This window comes from Burkholderia sp. MSMB1589WGS, from assembly GCF_001636105.1.
Taxonomy (GTDB): Bacteria; Pseudomonadota; Gammaproteobacteria; order Burkholderiales; family Burkholderiaceae; genus Burkholderia; species Burkholderia humptydooensis.
This window is the reverse complement of sequence record NZ_LNJT01000008.1, coordinates 1,191,700-1,210,137: the sequence shown is the minus strand read 5'-3', so window position 1 is coordinate 1,210,137 and position 18,438 is coordinate 1,191,700. Positions and strand designations below refer to the sequence as shown.

Here is an 18,438-nt window from a genome sequence, read left to right as displayed (position 1 = left end):
GCTCCTTCATGCAGCGCGGGCTTACGCCACTTCGAAGCGGCGCGCGGGGTCGTACATCGCGTCGGGCAACTGGATGCCGAACGCGCTCAGACGCTCGGCGAACTTCGGCCGCACGCCCGTCGCGGTGAAGTAGCCGAGCACGTTGCCGTTCGCGTCGAGACCGGTGCGCTTGAACGTGAAGATCTCCTGCATGTTGATGATCTCCCCTTCCATGCCGGTCAGCTCCTGGATGCTGACGATCCTGCGCTTGCCGTCCGTGAGGCGCGTGGTCTGCACGACGACGGAGAGCGCCGAGCTGATCTGCTGGCGCATCGTCTTCGGCGGCAGCGAGAGGCCCGAGACGCCGATCATGTTTTCGAGCCGGGTCAGCGCGTCGCGCGCCGTGTTCGCGTGGATCGTCGCGAGCGAGCCTTCGTGGCCGGTGTTCATCGCGTTCAGCATGTCGAGCGCCTCGGCGCCGCGCACTTCGCCGAGGATGATGCGGTCGGGGCGCATGCGCAGCGCGTTGCGCACGAGCGTGCGCTGCGTGATCTCGCCCTTGCCCTCGATGTTCGGCGGGCGCGTCTCGAGCCGCAGCACGTGATGCTGCTGCAATTGCAGCTCGGCCGCGTCCTCGATCGTCACGATCCGTTCGTCGTCCGGAATGTAGCCGGACAGGATGTTCAGAAGCGTCGTCTTGCCGCTGCCGGTGCCGCCCGATACGAGCACGTTGACCTTCGCGCGCGCGAGCGCTTCGAGCAGTTGCGCCATCGGCGGCGTCAGCGTCTGGTAGTTGACGAGGTCGTCCATCTTCAGCGGATTGACCGCGAAGCGGCGGATCGACATCAGCGGGCCGTCGATCGCGGACGGCGGGATGATCGCGTTCACGCGCGAGCCGTCGGGCAGGCGCGCGTCGACCATCGGGCTCGATTCGTCGATGCGCCGGCCGACGCGCGACACGATCTTCTCGATCACCTTCATCAGGTGCGCGTCGTCGTAGAACGTGACGTCGGTCAGCTCGAGCCGGCCGTACCGCTCGACATAGACGGCGCTCGCCGTGTTCACGAGGATGTCCGACACGGTCGGGTCGCGCAGCAGCGATTCGAGCGGGCCGAAGCCGAACATTTCGTCGTAGATGTCGACCGTGAGCTGGCGGCGTTCGAGATCGTTCGCGAGCAGCTTCTCTTCGTCGAGAATGCGCGCGATCAGCGTCGAGATCTCGTTGCGCACCTGCTCGGCGGGCAGCCGCGACAGGCGTTCGAGCTCGACGCGCTCGAGCACCGCGCCGTGCATCTGGCGGCGCAGCTTCTGATACGCTTCGCGCGCCATCGCGGTTGCCGCGCCGATGGCGTCGCTTCGGGACATGAGCGGTTGCGCGCGCCGCGTGGACATCTGGTCTCGCAATGACATGATGGTCTCCTCGAACGGGGGTTACATCGATTTGAGTTTGGGGGCCGCGCCGCGGGTGAAGAGCCGGGCGAAGAGCGGCGCGTCGCGCTCGCTGTCTCGCTGCGGGCGCTGCTCGCCTTCGACGAGCTGCTTGGCGAACGCCTGCAGGCTGCGTGCGACGCCGCAGCCGCGCGCGAGCCGCGAAAGCGGGACGCCCTGGTCGACGGCCTCGCCGACCGCGGCGGGATCGTCGGGAATCACGTGCGCGGCGCGCATGCTCAGCACTTCTTCGAGCGCCGCGCGCGCGCGCTCGGACGTGCGCGTCTGCCGGTTCAGAACGAGCTGGATGCGATCGAGCGGGCAGCCGAGCGACACGAGCAGCTCCTGCAGGCGGCGCGCCGCACGCACATGCGGCATGCTCGGCTGCAGCACGACTTCGATGTGGTCGCTGCGGTCGAGCGCGACCATCGACACCGCGTTCAGGCTGACGCCGAGCTCGAAGATCACGAAGTCGTAGCGCGGCAAGGCAACGCCGAGAATCCATTCGAGCGCATCCTCGCGGATGTCGGCGGCCTTGACCGGATCGCCCGCGCCCGCGAGCACGTGGAACGAATCCGTCACGCGCACGACGCTCGCGTCGAGAAACGCGCCGTCCATTCTTTCGAGCTGCCCGCAGAGCTGCGCGATGCTCGACGGCGGCGTCTGGTCGCTGACGAGGAACGCGGCGTCTGCGAACTGCTGGTTCAGGTCGATCAGCAGCGTGCGGCGCTTTGAGCATTCGGCGATTTCGTACGCGACGTTCCCCGCGATGAAGCTCGTGCCCGCGCCGCCCTTGCACGACATGAACGACACGATCCGCGTGTCGGGCGTATTGCGCTGCGTGCACTGCGCGGCCGCGCGCTTGAACGCGTCGTCGAGCGCGCGCGGCTCGACCGGCCAGTGCAGCACGTCGCGCACGCCGGCGCGCATCGCGTCGAGCAGCGTCTGCGACGACGCGTCGGTCGTCACGAGCATGCATGTGAGCCCCGGATGCAGGCGGCTCAGCTTTTCGATCGCGGCGAGCTCGGCGGCGTCGAGCGCGACGCCGTCGATCATCAGGATGTCGAAGGCGTCGAGCCCGTCCGTGCGCTGCACGATCTGCGCGGCGCGGCCGACCGTGCGCGTGATGCGATAGCGGCCGGCGTCGGCGACGAGCCGCGCGAGAAGCGCGAGCCGCGATGCGTCTTCGGAAGCGACGAGGATGTTGATCATGGTCGTTGATCTCGTGTAGGGGTTCATTGACAGACCGAGCCGCCCGTCGACGTCGAGAGACTTTCGCGGGGCAGCGTGGTGACGAAGGGCGGCATCGAGAGCGTGAGCGGCACGAACGGAATCAGCGTCCTGACCGTCACGTTCGTGACCGACACGGTGACGAACGTGCAGGTGCTGCGCGCCGTCGCCGCGTCGGAATCGCAGCCGGCGGGCGTGTACGCGAGGCTCACGTTCGCGTTGCCGATGAGCGGCATCAACTGGCTGATGCGGGTCTTCACGACGGACGCGTCGGCGTCGCAGACGGTCGCCGTGCGCGCGCCGAGCCGCACCGCCTCGCTCGCGGTGTTCCAGTAGAACAGCACGCGGCCGAACTCGCAGATGCCGATCAGGATCGTGCAGAGAATCGCGGCGACGAGCGCGAACTCGACAGCCGCCGCGCCGCGCTGCGCCCGGCGCCGAATGAGGGAGAAGGGGCGCGCGTTCATGACACCTGCCTCATCACGGTGACGATGTTGCCGAAGGTCAAGGCCGGCAGCCCCGGAAACACAGGGATCGGCTGGTACCGATAGCCCTTGATCTTGACCTCGACGAGATTCATGCTGCCCGCGAGGCTTGCCGGGTCGGGCGAGCCGTTGTTCGTGTCGTAGGTCGGCACGCTCGCGAACTGCGCCGGATCGGACGAGTCGCTGCAGTTCGTCGTGTGCGACGCGTCGCACACGATGACCATCGACGTCGCGAGGCCCGGCGCGAGCTCGCTGCCCGTCGAGCCGCAGGTCGTGCTGCCGTAGACGGCAAGGCACTGCGCCTGCGCGACCGGATAGGCAGGGTCGGTCGACAGGTACGTCGACAGGTAGCGCGTCGCATCGCGCGTCGCCTTCGTCAACGCCTCGTACTGATAGATCGCGCGGCCGAATTCCGCGACGCCGGTCGCGAGCAGCACGAGCGGGATCATCACGATCGCGAATTCCACCGCGACGGCGCCGCGCATCCGCGACGGACGGGAGCGGAATGAGAGTCGGTTCATGATCGTCTCTTGTGGTTGCGGGTTCATTGGAGCAGCACGGGCACTTGCGGGCCCACCGAGCTGCCGTTGCCGGGCGTGCCTTGCGTCGCGCACGGGCTGCCGGCGGCCGTTGACGAGCCGCGGTACTCGAGATGGATCGGGCCCGCACTGCCGCCGGAACCCATCGGATCGAGCATCAGCACGCAGTCCCACGACAGCACGGGCGCGCTGTGGCCGCTCAGCAGCACCGTGCAGTCGACCTCGGGCGCGAGCGCGAGCCGCCGGTCGGCGCCCGCCGGGTAGTAGCTCGCGTTGTACGTGCCGCTCGTGGTGATGCCGGAAAGATGGTCGCCCTGGTAGCTCGTGAACGTCAGGCGCTTGCTCACGAAATCCGAGTACGCGTTGTTCTGCGCGGGCCACGTGGTCGCGTCGTATGCGTAGCCGGTGAAATCGGGCGTGCCGTACGACGGGTCCTTGTACGGATTCGCATAGATGCCGAAGCGCGTGTTGTATGCGGCGCTGTCCGCGACCTTGTTGCCCGGCGTGCCGACCTGCGAGCCGGTGGCGGGCAGCGCGCAGTAGTTGCCCGTGAGCTCGCTCTTGATCGACGCTGCGCTGTTCGATCCGTCGAGCGCCGACCAGCCGAAGTTGCCCGCGCCGAACGACGGCGGCGAGCCCGTCTTCACGGCGAGCCAGTCGCCGATGTTGTACGTCGCGCCGGCGACGGGCGGGCTCGTCTGCGTGCCGGCCTTGCAGATGAACACCGGGATCGCGCAGGTGGTCTGCGCGGCGCCGACGGTGGCGACGGCCGTCGCGGACACCGACGCGTTCGCGACGCTCACGCCCGGCACCAGGTTGAGCGTCTGGATGAACCAGTTGACGATGCCCGTTCGCGACGTCGTGCACTTCACGTACTTGATCGACGACGGCGAGGCGATCGAGCTCTTCGGCTGGAACGGATTGCTGAGCGAATCGCTGAACGTGACGCTCGAGTTCGTCAGCATCTGAACCGGAAACTGCTCGAACAGCGCGTAGTTGAGATGGCCGGCGGTGATGCCGGCCGCCTCCGGCACGGACAGGTTGATTGCGCCCGTCAGGTCGCGCGCGGCGGCGAGCGCGCATGCGTCCGCGCTGTTCTGCAGCTCGCTGCGCGTCACGTAGAGCTTGCCGAGATCCAGCGCGAGGCCGACGAAGCCGATCAGCACCGCGAGCATCAGCGCGACGAGAATCGACACGACGCCGCGCTGGCGGCGCCGCCCGCCGTGAAGGGCGGCGCCTGAGGAGAAAGTGACGCGAGACATGACGGTCTCCCTGAGCGAATGGTGGTTATTGGCCGCCCGTCTTGCCGCCGCCGACGCCGATCACGAACGCGTTCGGCGTGGGCTCGATCTGCTGGAACGACCTGTCGTAGTTGTCGAGCGCGGCGGCGGCCGCGCGCCCGTCGACGCCGGGCGCGGACTGCGCGTGCTCGGCCGCGTGCGGATCGATGATCTGCGCGTGCATCACGGCGCGCACCGAATCGCCGAAGCGGCCGTCCCAGACGGGCGTGCTGGACATGCAGCCGCCGAGCGAGGCGGCGAGCGACGCGGCGAGCACGAGGCGGCGCGTCAGCGTGAAGTAATCGAGGTTCATGAGCGTCCCCTTGACGATGTGGTTCAGCGATCGAAGTCTTGCGCGATCGCGCTTGCGTTGGCGAGTTGTTGCGGCGGCTGCGCGCCCTGATGCTTCGCGTTCGAGCCGGCTGCGGCCGGCGTCGCGAGCGCCGCGGGAGCAGGCGGCGCGGCGGCTGCCGCGGGCGCGGCGAGACCGGCGCGCGCCGCGTCCGGCGCAGTCGCGCGCGCGCCTTGCCGCTGCGCGGTCGCGGCGGCGTCCGGCGGCGCGAGCGGCGGCGCCTGCACGGTCGCCGACGGGCGCGCGGGCGCGGGTGCGGCGGCGGGCGCGGGGCTCGCCAGCGCGTCCTTGGCCGGCGCGGCGACAGCGGCAGGCGCGGCATCGGCCGGAGCGGCGCTCATCGGCGCGGCATTCTTGGGCGCGGCATTCTTGGGCGCGGCGTTCGCCGGCGCGGCGCCGTGCTGACGCAACCCGCCACGGCCTTCCATGTTGCCCGTCGCATAGACGTCGGCTTCGTTCGGCTTCGTGAAGCTGTCGGTCGGCAGCGGCACGTCGGCGGTGTCGAGCGGCTTCACCAGATGCGGCGTGATGATGAACACGAGCTCGGTGCGGTCCTGCTGGAACGACGTGCTGCGGAACAGCGCGCCGAGCACCGGCAGCTCGCCGATGCCCGGCAGCGCCTTGAGCGTGCCCTGCGCGTTGTCCTTGATGAGGCCGCCGATCGCGAACGTCTCGCCGTCGTTCATCTGCACGGTCGTCGATGCGCGCCGCGTCGTGATGAGCGGCAGGATCGACACGTTGCCCACGTTCGACGCGGACAGCGTGACGCCCGTTGGCGACAGCTCGGACACCTCGGGCGCGACCTTCAGGCTGATCCGGCCGTTCGACAGCACGGTCGGCGTGAACTTCAGCCCGACGCCGAATTCCTCTTCCTGCAGCGTGATCGTGTTCGTGCCGATGCCGCTGCTCTGCGGCACCGGGATGAAGATCTTGCCGCCCGCGAGAAACGTCGCTTCCTGGCCGCTGATCGTGACGAGCCGCGGCTCGGCGAGGATCTTCACCGGCTGGTCGGTGTCCTGTGCGTCGATTGCCCCACTGAGCGGCAGCTTGTTCGACTTGCTCGCCACGATGCCGCTGCCGACGCCCGTGAGCAGGCTCGTCATGAGCGCGCCCGTCCAAGAGCCGAAGCCGCCCTGGATGTTGACGGCCGATCCCATCTGGTTGATCAGCGTCTTCGATACCTCGGCGACCTTCACTTCGAGCATCACCTGCTGCGGCGACGTGACGGTCAGCATGTTCAGCACGTCGGCGCGCGAGCCGCCGCCGCCACCGTTGCCGTTGCCGTTGCCGGCGGCGCCGGCGTTCGTGCGGTCGCTGTATGCCTTCGCGATCGCGACCGCCTGCTGCGCGGCCTGCGCGCTCGACACGTTGCCCGCGAGCACGATCGTGTCCGCCGCGGTCGACACGCGGATGTCGCGCTCGCGCGGCATCAGTTGCCGCAGCGACGTCTGCAGGCCGTCCGCGTCCGCGCCGACCGCGACGTCGATGATCCGGCACGTGCCGCTCTTGCCCTGGACGATCATGTTCGTCGTACCGACCGACATGCCGACGAGATAGAGCGTGCGCGGCGATACCATCGTCGCCTGCGCGACCGCCGGGTTGCCGATCGTGCGGTTGCGCACCGGTTCGTCGAGCGGCACGAGCAGCGACTTGCCGAGCGGCACGCTCACGTTCGTCGACTCGCGCATCTCGCCGACGCAGTTCGGGCCGCGCAGCGGCGCGGCGGCGGCTGCGGCCGCCGCGCCGGCGGCGGGCGCGGGCGCCATGCTGATCGTCATCTGCATCGGCCCGCGACCGATCGCCATCGGCGCCGCCGCCGTGCCCTTCGCGATCGCGGCGTTCTCGACGGCGTCCTGCGCGGCCGCGGCGAAGACGGTGAAGAGCCCGGCGCAGCACGCGGCGGCGAGCGCCGCGCCGCGCACGACGCGCGAGCGCGTCGGCGTCGGCCGGGAAAGTTGCGATTTGGTGTCCATTTCGTGTGGTCCCCCAGTGCCCGGCGCAGTGCGCCGGGTTTGACTATCAAAGCTGCCGGAACACAAACGGGCAGCGGAAACGCCAGGCATCGTCAGTGCTTTGCCACTTGTGTCAGAAACATTCGACGCTGCCCGTCACGCCGGACAACACGCCGACGCAGTCGCGGCCGGCCGCGCCGCGCGCATGCGCGACGACGCGCATGCGCACGGGACGCGGTTGCGCGGCGGGCGCCGCGACGCTCGCTGGCACGGCCGCCGGCTGGCCGAGCAGCGTGTTCTTCGTCGCGCCGCCGGTGTTCAGCGCGTCCTTGTCGATCTGGTTGCGCAGCACGAGCGACAGCGTGCCGACGCTGCGCGCGAGATCGAGCTTCTCCGCCTGGTCGGGCGACACTTCGAGCGTGACCGCGTTGACGACCTTCGGCGCGGTGTCGTCGCGGCTCACCTGCTGCGCGACGGCGAGCACGAGGATCTTCTCGAGCACGATCTTCGAGATGCTCTGCTGCGGATCGGCCTTCGACTGTTCCTGCGTGTTGACGATCACGTCGACGTAGTTGCCCGGCAGCGCGAAGCCCGCGACGCCGACCACGTCGTTCACGCGCACGGTGATCGCGCGGTGCCCGGGGGCGATCACGGCGGACAGGCCGCCCTTCGTGCCGACGGGCGCGAGCTTCGTGCCGAGCACGGGCTCGCCGCGCGCAAGGCTCGTGCGCACGACGCGGCCTTCGAGCGGCTTGAGATCGGTGAACGCGCCGGGCGGCACGCTGGCCGTCGGCCAGTTGACGATGCGCAACTGGTTCGGGCCGAGCGGCTCGCCGAGGTTCACGTCGGTCGCGGCGACCGCGACGGGTGTGACGGCGCTGCTCGAGGTCTGCACGAGCCATCGCGAAGCGAAGGCGACGGCGGCCAGCCCCGCCAGGATGGCGATGGCGAGCATCGTGAATGCGCGACTGTTTTTCATGGCGGTACTCCTCGCTAGTCGTATCAAGAGCCAATGGGCCGGACGCTACCAATCGCGATCCGCATCCGGCGGGGTGAACGGCGGTTCGTCGGGCGCCGAGCCGAAGAAACTGCGCCACGCCTCATGCAGCGCCTGTGGCGTGACCGCGGGCGCGTCGCCGCGATAGCGCACGGACGCCGCGACGAGCCGCAGCAGATCGCTCGGATAGCACGCGAGAAACGGCATCCGTGCGGGTTCGTGCAGGTGTCGCAGCAGGTAGTCGAACGTCGATGGGTCCGAGCTGAGCGCGAGCGCCGCGCAGTTCGCGTCGTACACGTCGCGGTAGCGCTCGACGGGCAGCGGCCCGACGTGCAGCTTCGAGCCGAGCCGCCGCAGGAACGCGTCGTCGCTGAACTGCGCGGGCGTGAGGTTGCTCGAGAACACGGGCCACACGTCGAACGGCATTTCGAGCCGCACGCCGCTCACGAACGTGAGCTGATCGACGTTGCGATCGAGCGGCATCAGCCAGCGGTTGAGCAGGTCGCGCGGCGCGATGCGCTGGCGGCCGAGGTCGTCGACGATGTAGAGGCCCATGTTCGCCTTCACGTGCGGCGGCGCCTGGTAGTAGCCCGTCGAATCGTCGCGGCGCAGGTCGAGCTCGGTGAGCGTGAGCTCGCCGCCCGAGAGCACGACGGGCCGGCGGCAGAGGCGCCAGCGGCGGTCGCCGTTCGCGCCGTCGGCCGCGCGCGGCGCGTCGACGTGCACGAGCGGATCGTGAATCCTGATGATCTCGCCCGACGCATGGATCGCGTACGGAATCGGCACGTTGCCGCGCAGCAGCGCGCCGAGGCGCTCGGCGAGATAGGTCTTGCCGCTGCCCGCCGGGCCGTAGATCAGGAGCGGCCGGCCCGCGTTCATCGACGCGGCCGCCGCGTCGAGCATCGCCGGCTCGATCGCGACGCCGCTGAACGCCGCGTGCGCGTCGGCGCGCGAGATCGTCACAAGGCGCACCGAGTGCGCGGCGACGCTCGCGACATACGCGTCGTGCGTGACGGGCGCCGGGCCGCAGTAGCTGTTGCGCGCCTTTTCCTCGAGCGCGAGCGCGCGGCCGAGGTCGGTCAGGCGCAGCGTCAGGTCGATATCGGACAGGCCGCGGTGCGTGACTTCGATCAGGCGCTCGCACGCGAGGAACGTCAGCACTTCGTCGAGCGCGGCGGGCGGCAGACAGTGACGCTCGACGAGCTCGGTCAGGCTCGAGCGTCCGTGCGCGAGCATCGATTTCAGCAACAGCGCCGCGACGAAGGCTTCGTTCAGGCCGGTTTCCGCGAGCGTGCGCGGCGCGGCCGGCAAGCGCGCGGCCTGCCTTGCGCGGTACATGCGCAGCGACGGCGGCTCCGGCAGATGGGCGATCTGCACGTCGTGTCGCGGTTCTGCTTGATCCAGGTTCATGGTCGCTCCAAATCGTTGAGTGAGAGTCAGCATGCGTTGCGTCAGGCCGCCGCCGCGAACAGCACGCCGAGCGTGCCGATCGCGATCGCGACGCCGTATGGCAGCGTCCCGACCGAGTCGATCCCGGGTGCGGCGCGCGCGGCCGACGGATCGCGCAGCAGCGCCGCGCCCGCGAACAGGTGGCGCAGGTTCGCGAGCAGCTTGCGCAAGCGGCGGCGCTTGGCCACGACCGCGAGCGCCCATGCGCCGCCGACGACGAACGTCGCGAGCGCGATGTGCAGCGCGAGCGTCGGGCCGACCCACGCGCCGATCGCGAGCATCAGCTTCACGTCGCCCGCCGCCATTCCCCGCACGACATAGAACGGCAGCAGCAGGCCGGCGCCGGTGGCGGCGCCCGCGAGCCACGCGACGAAGCCGGTGTGCGGGCCGGGCAGCGCGCATTGCGCGACGAGCGCGCCCACGAGGCCCAGCGCGATCAGTCGGTTGGGAATGCGCCGGCTCGCCAGATCGATGCTGGCCGCGACGACTGCGAGCAGCGCCGCGCACAGCGGGATCGGTTGCGGTGGCAGGGCGGAAAGCATGGAAGGCCTCGCGTCTAATTCAATGGTTCGATGAACCGCTTCGGTGACGCCAGCCGGCGTGCCGGACTGGCGCATCCAGGTGGGCTTGAGATCACACATCCGAAGCGACGGTGCTGAACACCGATTGCAGATTGGTGCCGACGACCTGCACCGCGCCGATGATCACGATCGCGATGAGCGATGCGATCAGCGCGTATTCGATCGCGGACACCGCCGATTCGTCGCGCAGCCAGCACATGAACGCGTGAGCGGGACGTGCGCCGAGCGGCTGCGGACGGGCCGACTTCCGGCAAAAGGACTGGGTTCTCATGAGTCGCTCCTCAGCGGTATCGAACGGAACATCGAAGGGAAACGCACGCGCGGGAAACGACGGACGGCGTGTTGCGCAAAGCCATCCGTCCTTCCGGCGACGTGCCCTACAGATCGCTGCCGATCGTCGTGAAGACGGAATTGAGGTCGGTACCGACCGTCTTCACCGCACCGATGATCACAATCGCGATCAAAGCGGCGATCAGGCCATATTCGATGGCGCTGACGCCGCCATCGTCGCGAACGAACTGCTTGACGTATTGAATGAAGCTGGACATGACTCTCTCCTTTCGGATGACTAATGAAACCCTTGCCGTCAACGGCGCGGGACGTACAACGGGAACTGCTTCAACTGCAAGGCACAACAAGGCACAACAAGGCACTACGGGCACTGCAAGGCACTGCTGGAAAGCGGATCGCGGATCAGAACAGCCGCACCGGGGCCTGCACGCGAATGCATGCGCCGGCGCGGACGGAACGATCGGCGGGATGGGGCTTGCCGGCGCGTGCGCATGAATCGATGCGCGCTGCGCGGCGCCACCCTGGAAAAACGCGGAAGCGACGGCCGTTTCGGCCGGCGGCGGGATCGCGAGCGACGGCGACTGCGCGCGCCGCTTCGCTGCTGGAGCGGCCGAGAAGCCGCTGAACGGTATAAGTGAACATTGCCTTCACCCCGGTATTCACAACAAGCAATTTTTTCCAAGCACTCGGCCGCAGCCGGTGCCCCGCTGGTCGAACGGCGACTGCCCTGTACGCATCCGGCGCCGCACTCGCGTGCGTGGTGCCGGATGCGACCCCGTGGGTGACGTCGGCGAGATTCTTGTCTGCTGGTCTGGTTGCCGTGAATTCGCCGATCGTCGCGTCGTCGTTTGCCGCGCAGGACGTTTCGCAAGGAGTGGGCCAGCTTTCGGGAAGACGCGGCGGGGCAAGGGCGAGCGGCTCATCGATGCAACGTGCCGGGCATGATGCGGCGCAGAAGGTTTCGGTTCTGATACGCGCGAGCGCGCCGCCGCGCGCCGCCGCCGCCCGCGAACGCCCGCCGGGCAAGGCACAAAAAATTTTGTCGGGACTTTCCCTGAACCGGGCATCCGTGAACGGAGCCGTGCCGCGCGACTTCGGCGCAGACGTCCGGCGGCGGAAAGTGTTTCAACTCCGTAACGCGAGCGCGTCCGTTCGTCATTTTTCATGCGGAATCCGCCGTTTCCGGCCGGCCCGCTGCGATATCGCGCGCCGCCGCGATTTGCATCGGCTCGCTTTTTTTTCTAACAATGGAAGCGCGACGGCGTCGTGCGAACAAGAACGTCGTCCGAACGAATCGACAAAAAAAATCGACGCGTTTGAACAGAACGCTTAATCACACATCGGGGCATCATGGATCTTGCGAATCGGGGAACATGCTTCGGCATGTTGCGCTCAGGCGGATGGCTGACCAGCGATCGCGTGCTCGCCTACGGCGGCGCGACGCTGATTCTCAGCATCGCGCTGCTGGGCGCGTGGGGTTGGGCGACGAGCGGTTTCACCGCGAACACGACCGTTCGGCCGGGCATCGATTTCACGGTGTTCTGGAGCGGATCGCACACGATGCTGCACGGCGCGCCCGCAACCGTCTACGACTATGCGGCATTCTCCCGCACCGAAGCGGCGCAGCTCGGCGCGTACGTGAACCGCAGCTTCCTGCCCTGGGTGTATCCGCCGACGCTGCTCGTGCTCGTCACGCCGCTCGCGCTGCTGCCTTACGTGCCGTCGCTGTTGCTCTTCTGCGCGCTCGGCCTCGTCGCGTATGCGAAGAGCGTCGGCGCGCTGTCCGGGTTGCGCGACCGCTTGTCGAATCCGCGTCTCGCATCGTTCGTGATCCTGTCTTTCCCGGGCGTGCTCGTTGCGGCCGTCATCGGACAGAATTCGCTGCTCACGGCCGCGTGCGCGGCGCTCGCGGTCCGGCTGCTCGCGAAGCGCCCGGCGCTCGCGGGGCTTTGCATCAGCCTGCTCGCGGTCAAGCCGCAGATGGCGCTGCTGTTTCCGCTTTTGCTCGTCGCGACGCGCGCATGGCGCGCGTGCTTCGCCGCCGCCGCGGGCACGCTCGTCTTCGCGGCGGCGAGCGTCGCCGTTTGCGGCACGGCGTCCGTGCATGCGTTCCTGTCGGGCGCGACGATGCTGCGCGAGCTCGTGCTCGAGCAAGGCGCGCAGTACTGGCTTGCGTCGCCGGCGCCGTTCTCGGCGATGCGGCTCGCCGGCGCGTCGCTGCATGCCGCGTATGCGGTGCAGATCGGCGTCGGCGTGCTCGCGGCCGTCGCTGCGCTGGACGTCTGGCTGCGCACGGGCGACACGCGGCTGCGCGCGGCCGGGCTCGCGGTCGCGACGCTGCTCGCGACGCCGTATCTGTGGCATTACGAGCTCGCGTGGCTCGGCATCGCGCTGTTCGGCGTGCTCGCGTGCGCGCTCGACACCGGCTGGCTGCCCGGCGAGCAGCCGGTGTTCGTCGCCGGCTGGCTGTTGCCGTTCTTCGAGTTCTTCAATCGCGCGACGCATTTCCCGCAGTTCGGGCCCGTCGTGCTGCTCGCCGTGCTGCTTATCGTCGCGCGCCGCGCGCGAGCGATGCCGGGAGTCGCGCGATGAAAGCGCATCCGCACGGCCACGCGGCGGCGCATCGCGACGTCGAATGCCCGGAGCTGCCGGCCGCGGGCCCGCGCCGCCGTCCGCACTGGCTGGGCGCGAAGCGGGTGCGGACCTACGCGATCGCGGCGCTCGTCTGCTATGCAGCGTTCGGCGGCATCTATCTGGTTCGCTGGCTGTCGGGCGGGCTCGGCTCGCCGCTGCCGCCGATGCTCGACTTCGTGCCGACCTGGGGCGCCGCGCGGCTCGCGGTGCACGGCCACGCGGCCGACGCCTGGCGCTTTTCGGCGCTGCATGCGGCTGAGCTGCAGGCGGCGCCGTCGATGCGCGGCATGCGCGGCGTGCTGCTGTGGCTCTATCCGCCGCAGACGCTGCTGCTCGTCGCGCCGCTCGGCTGGCTGCCGTATCCGGTCGCGGCGCTCGCGTGGGCTGCGGGCACGGGCGCGCTGTTCGTCGCGACGGTGCGCGCGATCGTGCCGCGCCGCCTCGCGGCGCTCTGCGCGCTTGCGTTTCCCGGCACGTTCTTCGTCGCGCTCATCGGCCAGAACAGCCTGCTGACGGCCGCGCTCGCCGGCTTCGGCCTCGTCGCGCTGCGCCGCCGCCCGGCGCTCGCCGGATGTTGCTTCGGGCTCCTCGTCATCAAGCCGCAGCTCGCGCTGCTGTTTCCGCTCGCGCTGTTGTGCGCGTCGCAATGGCGCGCATTGCGCGCATGGGCCGCGACGGTCGCGCTCGTCGCCGCGCTGAGCACGCTCGCGTTCGGCTTCGGCGCATGGGCCGCATTCGCGCACGGCGCGGCGTCCGCATTGCAGACGATCGGCGCCGGGCAGGCGGCGCTCGCGCGGATTCCGACGTTCTTCTCGATGGCGACGTTCGCCGGCCTGCCGCCTTTCGTCGCGCAACTGTTGCAGGCGGCGTCGATCGCGTTCGCGGCCGCCGCGGTGATCTACGCGTGGCGCGGCGCGAGCGCGCATGCGCTGCGCTCGGCCGCGCTCGTCTGCGCGAGCTTGCTCGTGAGCCCGTATCTGTACGACTACGACCTTGCGTGGTACGGGCTCGTGATCGCGTGGGCCGTGCGCCACGCGCGCACGGAAGGCTGGCGGCCGCTCGAGCGCGAAGGGCTCGCGGCGCTCGCGCCGATGCCGCTGGCGGGCCTTGTCGCGATCGAGCCGCTGGGGTTCCAGTTCCTGCCGCTCGTGACGGCGGGCACGCTCGCGGCGATCGTGTGCCGCATCGCGCGCGAGCGCCGCGGCGCGCCGTGTCTGCCCGGCGACGAAGACGCGGCGGACGCGATCGATTCGGTTCGTTTCATCGCGGCGCGCGGCGCATCGGACGCCGCGCCGCGGCGCACGCGGGCGGCGGCGCCGCTTGCCGGCCGCGGCCGCTACGGGGTTCAGGGAGAAGCATCATGCGGGATCAGATGAACATACCGCTCATTTCGCTCGTCGTGCCGTTCTACAACGAGGGCGACGCGGTCACGCGGTTCTTCGCGGAAGTCGTGCCGCTGATGGAGGCGATCGAATCGATCCGCTTCGAGATCGTCTGCGTGAACGACGGCAGCCGCGACGACACGCTCGAGCAGCTCGTCGCCGTCGGTGCGAAGGACCCGCGCGTGCGCGTGATCGATCTGACGCGCAACTTCGGCAAGGAGGCCGCGCTGACGGCGGGCCTCGACGAAGCGAACGGCGACGCGGTGATACCGATCGACGCGGATCTGCAGGACCCGCCGAGCCTGATCCCGGTGATGATCGACCATTGGCGCGAAGGCGCGGAGGTCGTCGCGGCGAAGCGCAGCAACCGCGCGTGCGACACGTTCGCGAAGCGCACCGCCGCCGCGCTCTATTACCGCGTGCACAATGCGTTGTCCGAAGTGAAGCTGCCCGTCAACGTCGGCGATTTCCGGCTGATGGACCGGCAGGTCGTCAACGCGCTGCGCAGCTTGCCGGAGCGCCGGCGCTTCATGAAGGGGCTGTTCGCGTGGGTCGGCTACCGGACCGTGATCGTCGAATACCAGCGCGAGGCGCGCTGCGCGGGCCACTCGAAATTCTCCGGCTGGAAGCTCTGGAACTTCGCGCTCGAAGGGATCACGAGCTTCAGCACGGTGCCGCTGCGAAGCTGGACCTACATCGGGCTTGGCATCGCCGCGCTCGCGTTCCTGTACGGCGGGTTCATCGTCGCGCGCACGCTGTGGATGGGCAATCCGGTGCCGGGCTACGCGTCGCTGATTTCGGTGATGCTGTTCATCGGCGGGATCGAGCTGATCGGCATCGGCGTCGTCGGCGAGTACATCGGCCGCATCTATTACGAATCGAAGGAGCGGCCGATCTACCTCGTGCGCCGCCGTTATCAGGCGCGCACGAAGGTGAGCGCGCTGCCCGCCGCCGCGGCGCGCGCCGCGCGGATCGAGTTTGCGCGGCGCCGCGCAATGCCGCGCGAGCGCGCCGCAAGCCGCTGACCGAAGGAGGACGCCATGTCACCCGACGCTTATCTGCAAATGGCCGCCACCGAAACGACGCACTGGTGGTTCCGCGCACGGCGCGACATCCTGCGTGCGCTGCTCGTGGGTCTCGGGCTGCCGGCGGGCGCGCGCATCCTCGAGATCGGCTCGGGCACGGGCGGCAATCTCGGCATGCTCGAGGCGTTCGGCGCGGTGAGCGCGCTCGAGATGGACGACACCGCGCGCGCGATCGCGAACCGCAGGACCGGCTGGCGATTCGACATCCGCGCGGGCCGCTGCCCGGACGACGTGCCGTTCGGCGACCAGCGCTTCGATCTGATCTGCTTCTTCGACTGCCTCGAACACATCGAAGACGACGCGGCCGCGCTGCGCCGCGTGAGCGACTATCTCGCGCCGGGCGGCGCGATCGTCGTCACGGTGCCGGCGTACCAGTGGCTATGGAGCGCGCACGACACGTTCCTCCATCACTACCGGCGCTACGACCGTGCGGCGCTCGAACGCTGCGCGCGGGCGGCCGATTGCATGATCGTGCGCAGCTCGTACTTCAACACGCTGCTGTTCCCGCTCGCCGTCGTTGCACGAACGGTCGACCGGCTGCTGCATCGCGCGCGCTCGAGCGGCGACGCGCTCGGGCCGCGCGCGGTCAACGCGGCGCTGTACCGGATCTTCCGCACCGAACGCGGCTGGCTGCCGAAGCATTCGCTGCCGTTCGGCGTGTCGTTGTTCGCGGTCCTGACGAAGCGCAGCGAGCCGCGATGAGCGCCGTCGCCGACATCGGCATGCGCGCGCGGATCGTGCGCTTCGGCGTGTCCGGCGCGGCGTCCACCGCGCTGCACGCGGCGATCGCCGGGGCGCTGATGGGCGCGTTCGCCGCGAGCGCGGTGCAGGCGAACGCGGTCGCGTTCGTTTGCGCGACGGGCGCGTCGTATCTGCTGAACACGCTGTGGAGCTTTTCCGCGCCGCTGCGCTGGCGCAACGTCGCGCGCTTCGTCGCCGTGTCGGCTGCGGGACTGATGCTGACGATGGCGATCTCGCACGGCGTGCAGGCGCTCGGCGTCGCGCCCGCGTGGAGCATCGCGGCCGTCGTCGTGCTCGTGCCGCCGCTGACGTTCGCGATGCATCGGCTCTGGACGTATCGCTGACGGCGCGCGCACGCCGGGGCGCACATGCGGGGCGCTGCATCGTCGAAGCGTGCGCGCGATGCGCATTCCCGATAAGCATTTCGCAAATCGATGTTTGTTCCGCATCGGCGGATTCCCTAAGCTTGGCGACTCGTCCGTCGCGCGATCGTGCGCGGCGGCGTTTCTTCGGGAGGCCTCCGCCGATGAGCCGTTACGCTGCTCCGCCGTCGTTCGCCGCGCGTCGCCGTGCGTTGCGACGCCTTGCCGCCGCATCGTGCGCGGCATTCTCCGGCCGCATCGCGCCGGCGTTCGCGGCGCAGCGGACAGAGGCCGGCGCGACGGACGCCGACGTATCCGACGTGACGCTCGTGCTCGGCGATCAGGCGGGCGGCCTGCGCGCGCTCGCCGAAGCGGCGCGCGTGCTGAACGACACGCCGTATCGGTTTCGCTGGGCGAATTTCCAGGGCGCGGCGCCGCTCTTCGAAGCGCAGCGCGCGGGCGCGATCGACGTCGCGCCCGCGGGCGACCTGCCGGTGCTCGCCGCCGCGCTCGGCGATCCGGCGCTGCGAATCGTCGCGACGCGCGTGGGCTCGCCGGCGTCGCTCGGCATCGTCGTGCAGCCCGATTCGCCGGTGCGCGGCGTTGCGGATCTGAAAGGGCGGACCGTCGTCGTCTCGTCCGCGCGCGGCAGCATTTCGCAGTACCAGCTCTATGGCGCGCTCGAAGAGCGCGGGCTGTCTCGGCAGGACGTCGAAGTGCGGTTCGTGCTGCCCGTCGATGCGTTTGCCGCGTTCGAGGCGAAGCGGATCGACGCCTGGGCGACGTTCGATCCGTATTACGGGCACGTCGTCCGGCGCGGCGCGCGCGTCGTGCGCGACGGCAGCGGCATCAATTCGGGCCTCGCGTTCCTCACGTCGCCCGTCGGCACGCTCGAAGACCGCGCGAAGCGCGCGGCGCTCGTCGACGCGCTCGCGCGCCTCGAACGGGCGGGACGATGGGCGCTCGCGCATCCGGACGATTACGCGAAGGTCTACGCGTCGCTCACGCGCTTGCCGCTCGACGCGGCCGCCGACATCACGCGCCGCGCGGCGCTCGCGCAACGGGCGGTCGGCGCGGCCGATGTCGCGACGCTGCAGCGGGTTGCCGATCGCGCGGTGCGCGACGCGATCCTGCCGAGCCGCGTCGACGTCGCGTCGATCGCGGTGCAGCGCATCGGCGCGGCTTGATTCGCGGGCGGGCCTTCGTTGATGCCGACGATTCCCGCTTCGAGCCGTGACGACACGCGCGCGATCCGCCGTCCGTCCTGCGCGTAAAAGTACGCGGCGAGACCATAGGGCGTGTCGTGCGCGGCGGCGATCGCTTCCTCTTCGGTCGCGAAGCGGAATAACGCAACGACCGGCCCGAACGTCTCTTCGCCGCAGAGCTGCATGCCGGGCGCGGCGTCGGCGAGCACGGTCGGCGCGTAGAAATGCGGGCCGAGTTCAGGCATGCGCCGCCCGCCCGCCAGCACGCGCGTCGACGGCGGGATCGTGCGGGCGATGCGAGGCGCTCGGCGCGTGGCGAGCATGCCGCAATCGGCCCGCCGCATTCCCGGCTGATTGCCGCAAGCCGGCGCGGCGCGCCTTGACGCGCGCGCGAGCGCGGCCGACACTGACTCGACCGGCGAACGGGGGCTCGCGCCTTCGTCCGCCTCCGTTCGTCACGACGATT

At 69.7% G+C, this 18,438-nt stretch carries 19 protein-coding genes and 1 pseudogene; 7 read left to right on the top strand and 13 right to left on the bottom strand.

Features of this window, described 5'->3' with window-relative positions; translation table 11 throughout:
* Positions 1 to 21 precede the first annotated feature (21 nt).
* The 12 genes from WT16_RS23115 to WT16_RS23060 all read right to left on the bottom strand — a co-directional run bounded on the left by WT16_RS23115 (position 22) and on the right by WT16_RS23060 (position 10,820).
* Entirely contained in the window at positions 22 to 1,389 is a 1,368-nt protein-coding gene (locus WT16_RS23115) for a CpaF family protein (protein WP_006028227.1), read from the bottom strand.
* A 21-nt stretch (positions 1,390 to 1,410) separates the two neighbouring features.
* A complete protein-coding gene (locus WT16_RS23110; protein ID WP_063534304.1) occupies positions 1,411 to 2,619 on the bottom strand; it encodes an AAA family ATPase in 1,209 nt (402 codons plus the stop codon).
* A 23-nt stretch (positions 2,620 to 2,642) separates the two neighbouring features.
* Positions 2,643 to 3,104 (bottom strand): TadE family protein, encoded by a 462-nt coding sequence (locus tag WT16_RS23105; RefSeq protein WP_015602502.1) that lies wholly within the window; start codon positions 3,102 to 3,104, stop codon positions 2,643 to 2,645.
* Positions 3,101 to 3,607: a TadE/TadG family type IV pilus assembly protein gene (locus tag WT16_RS23100; RefSeq protein WP_006028224.1), complete on the bottom strand. Its 507-nt coding sequence runs from the start codon at positions 3,605 to 3,607 to the stop codon at positions 3,101 to 3,103. Before WT16_RS23100 ends, WT16_RS23105 begins: the two co-directional genes overlap by 4 nt.
* A 59-nt stretch (positions 3,608 to 3,666) precedes the next feature.
* Positions 3,667 to 4,923: a pilus assembly protein TadG-related protein gene (locus WT16_RS23095; protein WP_059934459.1), complete on the bottom strand. Its 1,257-nt coding sequence runs from the start codon at positions 4,921 to 4,923 to the stop codon at positions 3,667 to 3,669.
* Positions 4,924 to 4,948: 25 nt separating this feature from the next.
* Complete coding sequence (locus WT16_RS23090) at positions 4,949 to 5,254, bottom strand: hypothetical protein (protein ID WP_059934458.1); 306 nt, start codon at positions 5,252 to 5,254, stop codon at positions 4,949 to 4,951.
* Positions 5,255 to 5,277: 23 nt separating this feature from the next.
* Entirely contained in the window at positions 5,278 to 7,266 is a 1,989-nt protein-coding gene (locus WT16_RS23085; RefSeq protein WP_063534303.1) for a type II and III secretion system protein family protein, read from the bottom strand.
* A gap of 112 nt (positions 7,267 to 7,378) precedes the next feature.
* Complete coding sequence (gene cpaB / locus WT16_RS23080; protein WP_015603420.1) at positions 7,379 to 8,224, bottom strand: Flp pilus assembly protein CpaB; 846 nt, start codon at positions 8,222 to 8,224, stop codon at positions 7,379 to 7,381.
* A gap of 45 nt (positions 8,225 to 8,269) precedes the next feature.
* On the bottom strand, positions 8,270 to 9,652 hold the full coding sequence (locus WT16_RS23075) for a hypothetical protein (RefSeq protein ID WP_063534302.1): 1,383 nt from the start codon (positions 9,650 to 9,652) through the stop codon (positions 8,270 to 8,272).
* Positions 9,653 to 9,693: 41 nt separating this feature from the next.
* Entirely contained in the window at positions 9,694 to 10,233 is a 540-nt protein-coding gene (locus tag WT16_RS23070; RefSeq protein WP_059934456.1) for a prepilin peptidase, read from the bottom strand.
* Positions 10,234 to 10,324: 91 nt separating this feature from the next.
* On the bottom strand, positions 10,325 to 10,471 hold the full coding sequence (locus tag WT16_RS23065; protein WP_009916580.1) for a Flp family type IVb pilin: 147 nt from the start codon (positions 10,469 to 10,471) through the stop codon (positions 10,325 to 10,327).
* Between the two features lie 178 nt (positions 10,472 to 10,649).
* The gene (locus WT16_RS23060; RefSeq protein WP_059934455.1) at positions 10,650 to 10,820 is read right to left on the bottom strand and encodes a Flp family type IVb pilin; all 171 of its coding nucleotides are present in this window, start codon (positions 10,818 to 10,820) and stop codon (positions 10,650 to 10,652) included.
* 542 nt (positions 10,821 to 11,362) lie between these two features.
* On the opposite strand from WT16_RS23060, the gene WT16_RS32475 reads away from it, so the two are divergent.
* From WT16_RS32475 to WT16_RS23025, 7 genes are all read left to right on the top strand, one after another.
* Positions 11,363 to 11,896: a hypothetical protein gene (locus WT16_RS32475; RefSeq protein ID WP_231892102.1), complete on the top strand. Its 534-nt coding sequence runs from the start codon at positions 11,363 to 11,365 to the stop codon at positions 11,894 to 11,896.
* Between the two features lie 50 nt (positions 11,897 to 11,946).
* Positions 11,947 to 13,155, top strand: a complete 1,209-nt coding sequence (locus WT16_RS23050) for a glycosyltransferase family 87 protein (RefSeq protein WP_063534942.1) — start codon at positions 11,947 to 11,949, stop codon at positions 13,153 to 13,155.
* Positions 13,152 to 14,573, top strand: coding sequence for a glycosyltransferase family 87 protein (locus tag WT16_RS23045; RefSeq protein ID WP_063534301.1), 1,422 nt, complete (start codon positions 13,152 to 13,154; stop codon positions 14,571 to 14,573). Before WT16_RS23050 ends, WT16_RS23045 begins: the two co-directional genes overlap by 4 nt.
* On the top strand, positions 14,558 to 15,604 hold the full coding sequence (locus WT16_RS23040; RefSeq protein WP_059934453.1) for a glycosyltransferase family 2 protein: 1,047 nt from the start codon (positions 14,558 to 14,560) through the stop codon (positions 15,602 to 15,604). Before WT16_RS23045 ends, WT16_RS23040 begins: the two co-directional genes overlap by 16 nt.
* Before the next feature lie 15 nt (positions 15,605 to 15,619).
* On the top strand, positions 15,620 to 16,366 hold the full coding sequence (locus WT16_RS23035) for a class I SAM-dependent methyltransferase (RefSeq protein WP_015603189.1): 747 nt from the start codon (positions 15,620 to 15,622) through the stop codon (positions 16,364 to 16,366).
* Entirely contained in the window at positions 16,363 to 16,749 is a 387-nt protein-coding gene (locus tag WT16_RS23030) for a GtrA family protein (RefSeq protein ID WP_006028213.1), read from the top strand. The genes WT16_RS23035 and WT16_RS23030 overlap by 4 nt, the downstream gene beginning before the upstream one ends.
* A 182-nt stretch (positions 16,750 to 16,931) precedes the next feature.
* Complete coding sequence (locus WT16_RS23025; RefSeq protein ID WP_063534300.1) at positions 16,932 to 17,954, top strand: ABC transporter substrate-binding protein; 1,023 nt, start codon at positions 16,932 to 16,934, stop codon at positions 17,952 to 17,954.
* Here the strand turns inward: WT16_RS23025 and WT16_RS32470 are convergent.
* Positions 17,942 to 18,241 (bottom strand): annotated as a pseudogene (locus tag WT16_RS32470) (aldehyde dehydrogenase family protein); the annotation flags it as partial. The gene WT16_RS23025 and the pseudogene WT16_RS32470 overlap by 13 nt on opposite strands.
* Positions 18,242 to 18,438 lie beyond the last annotated feature (197 nt).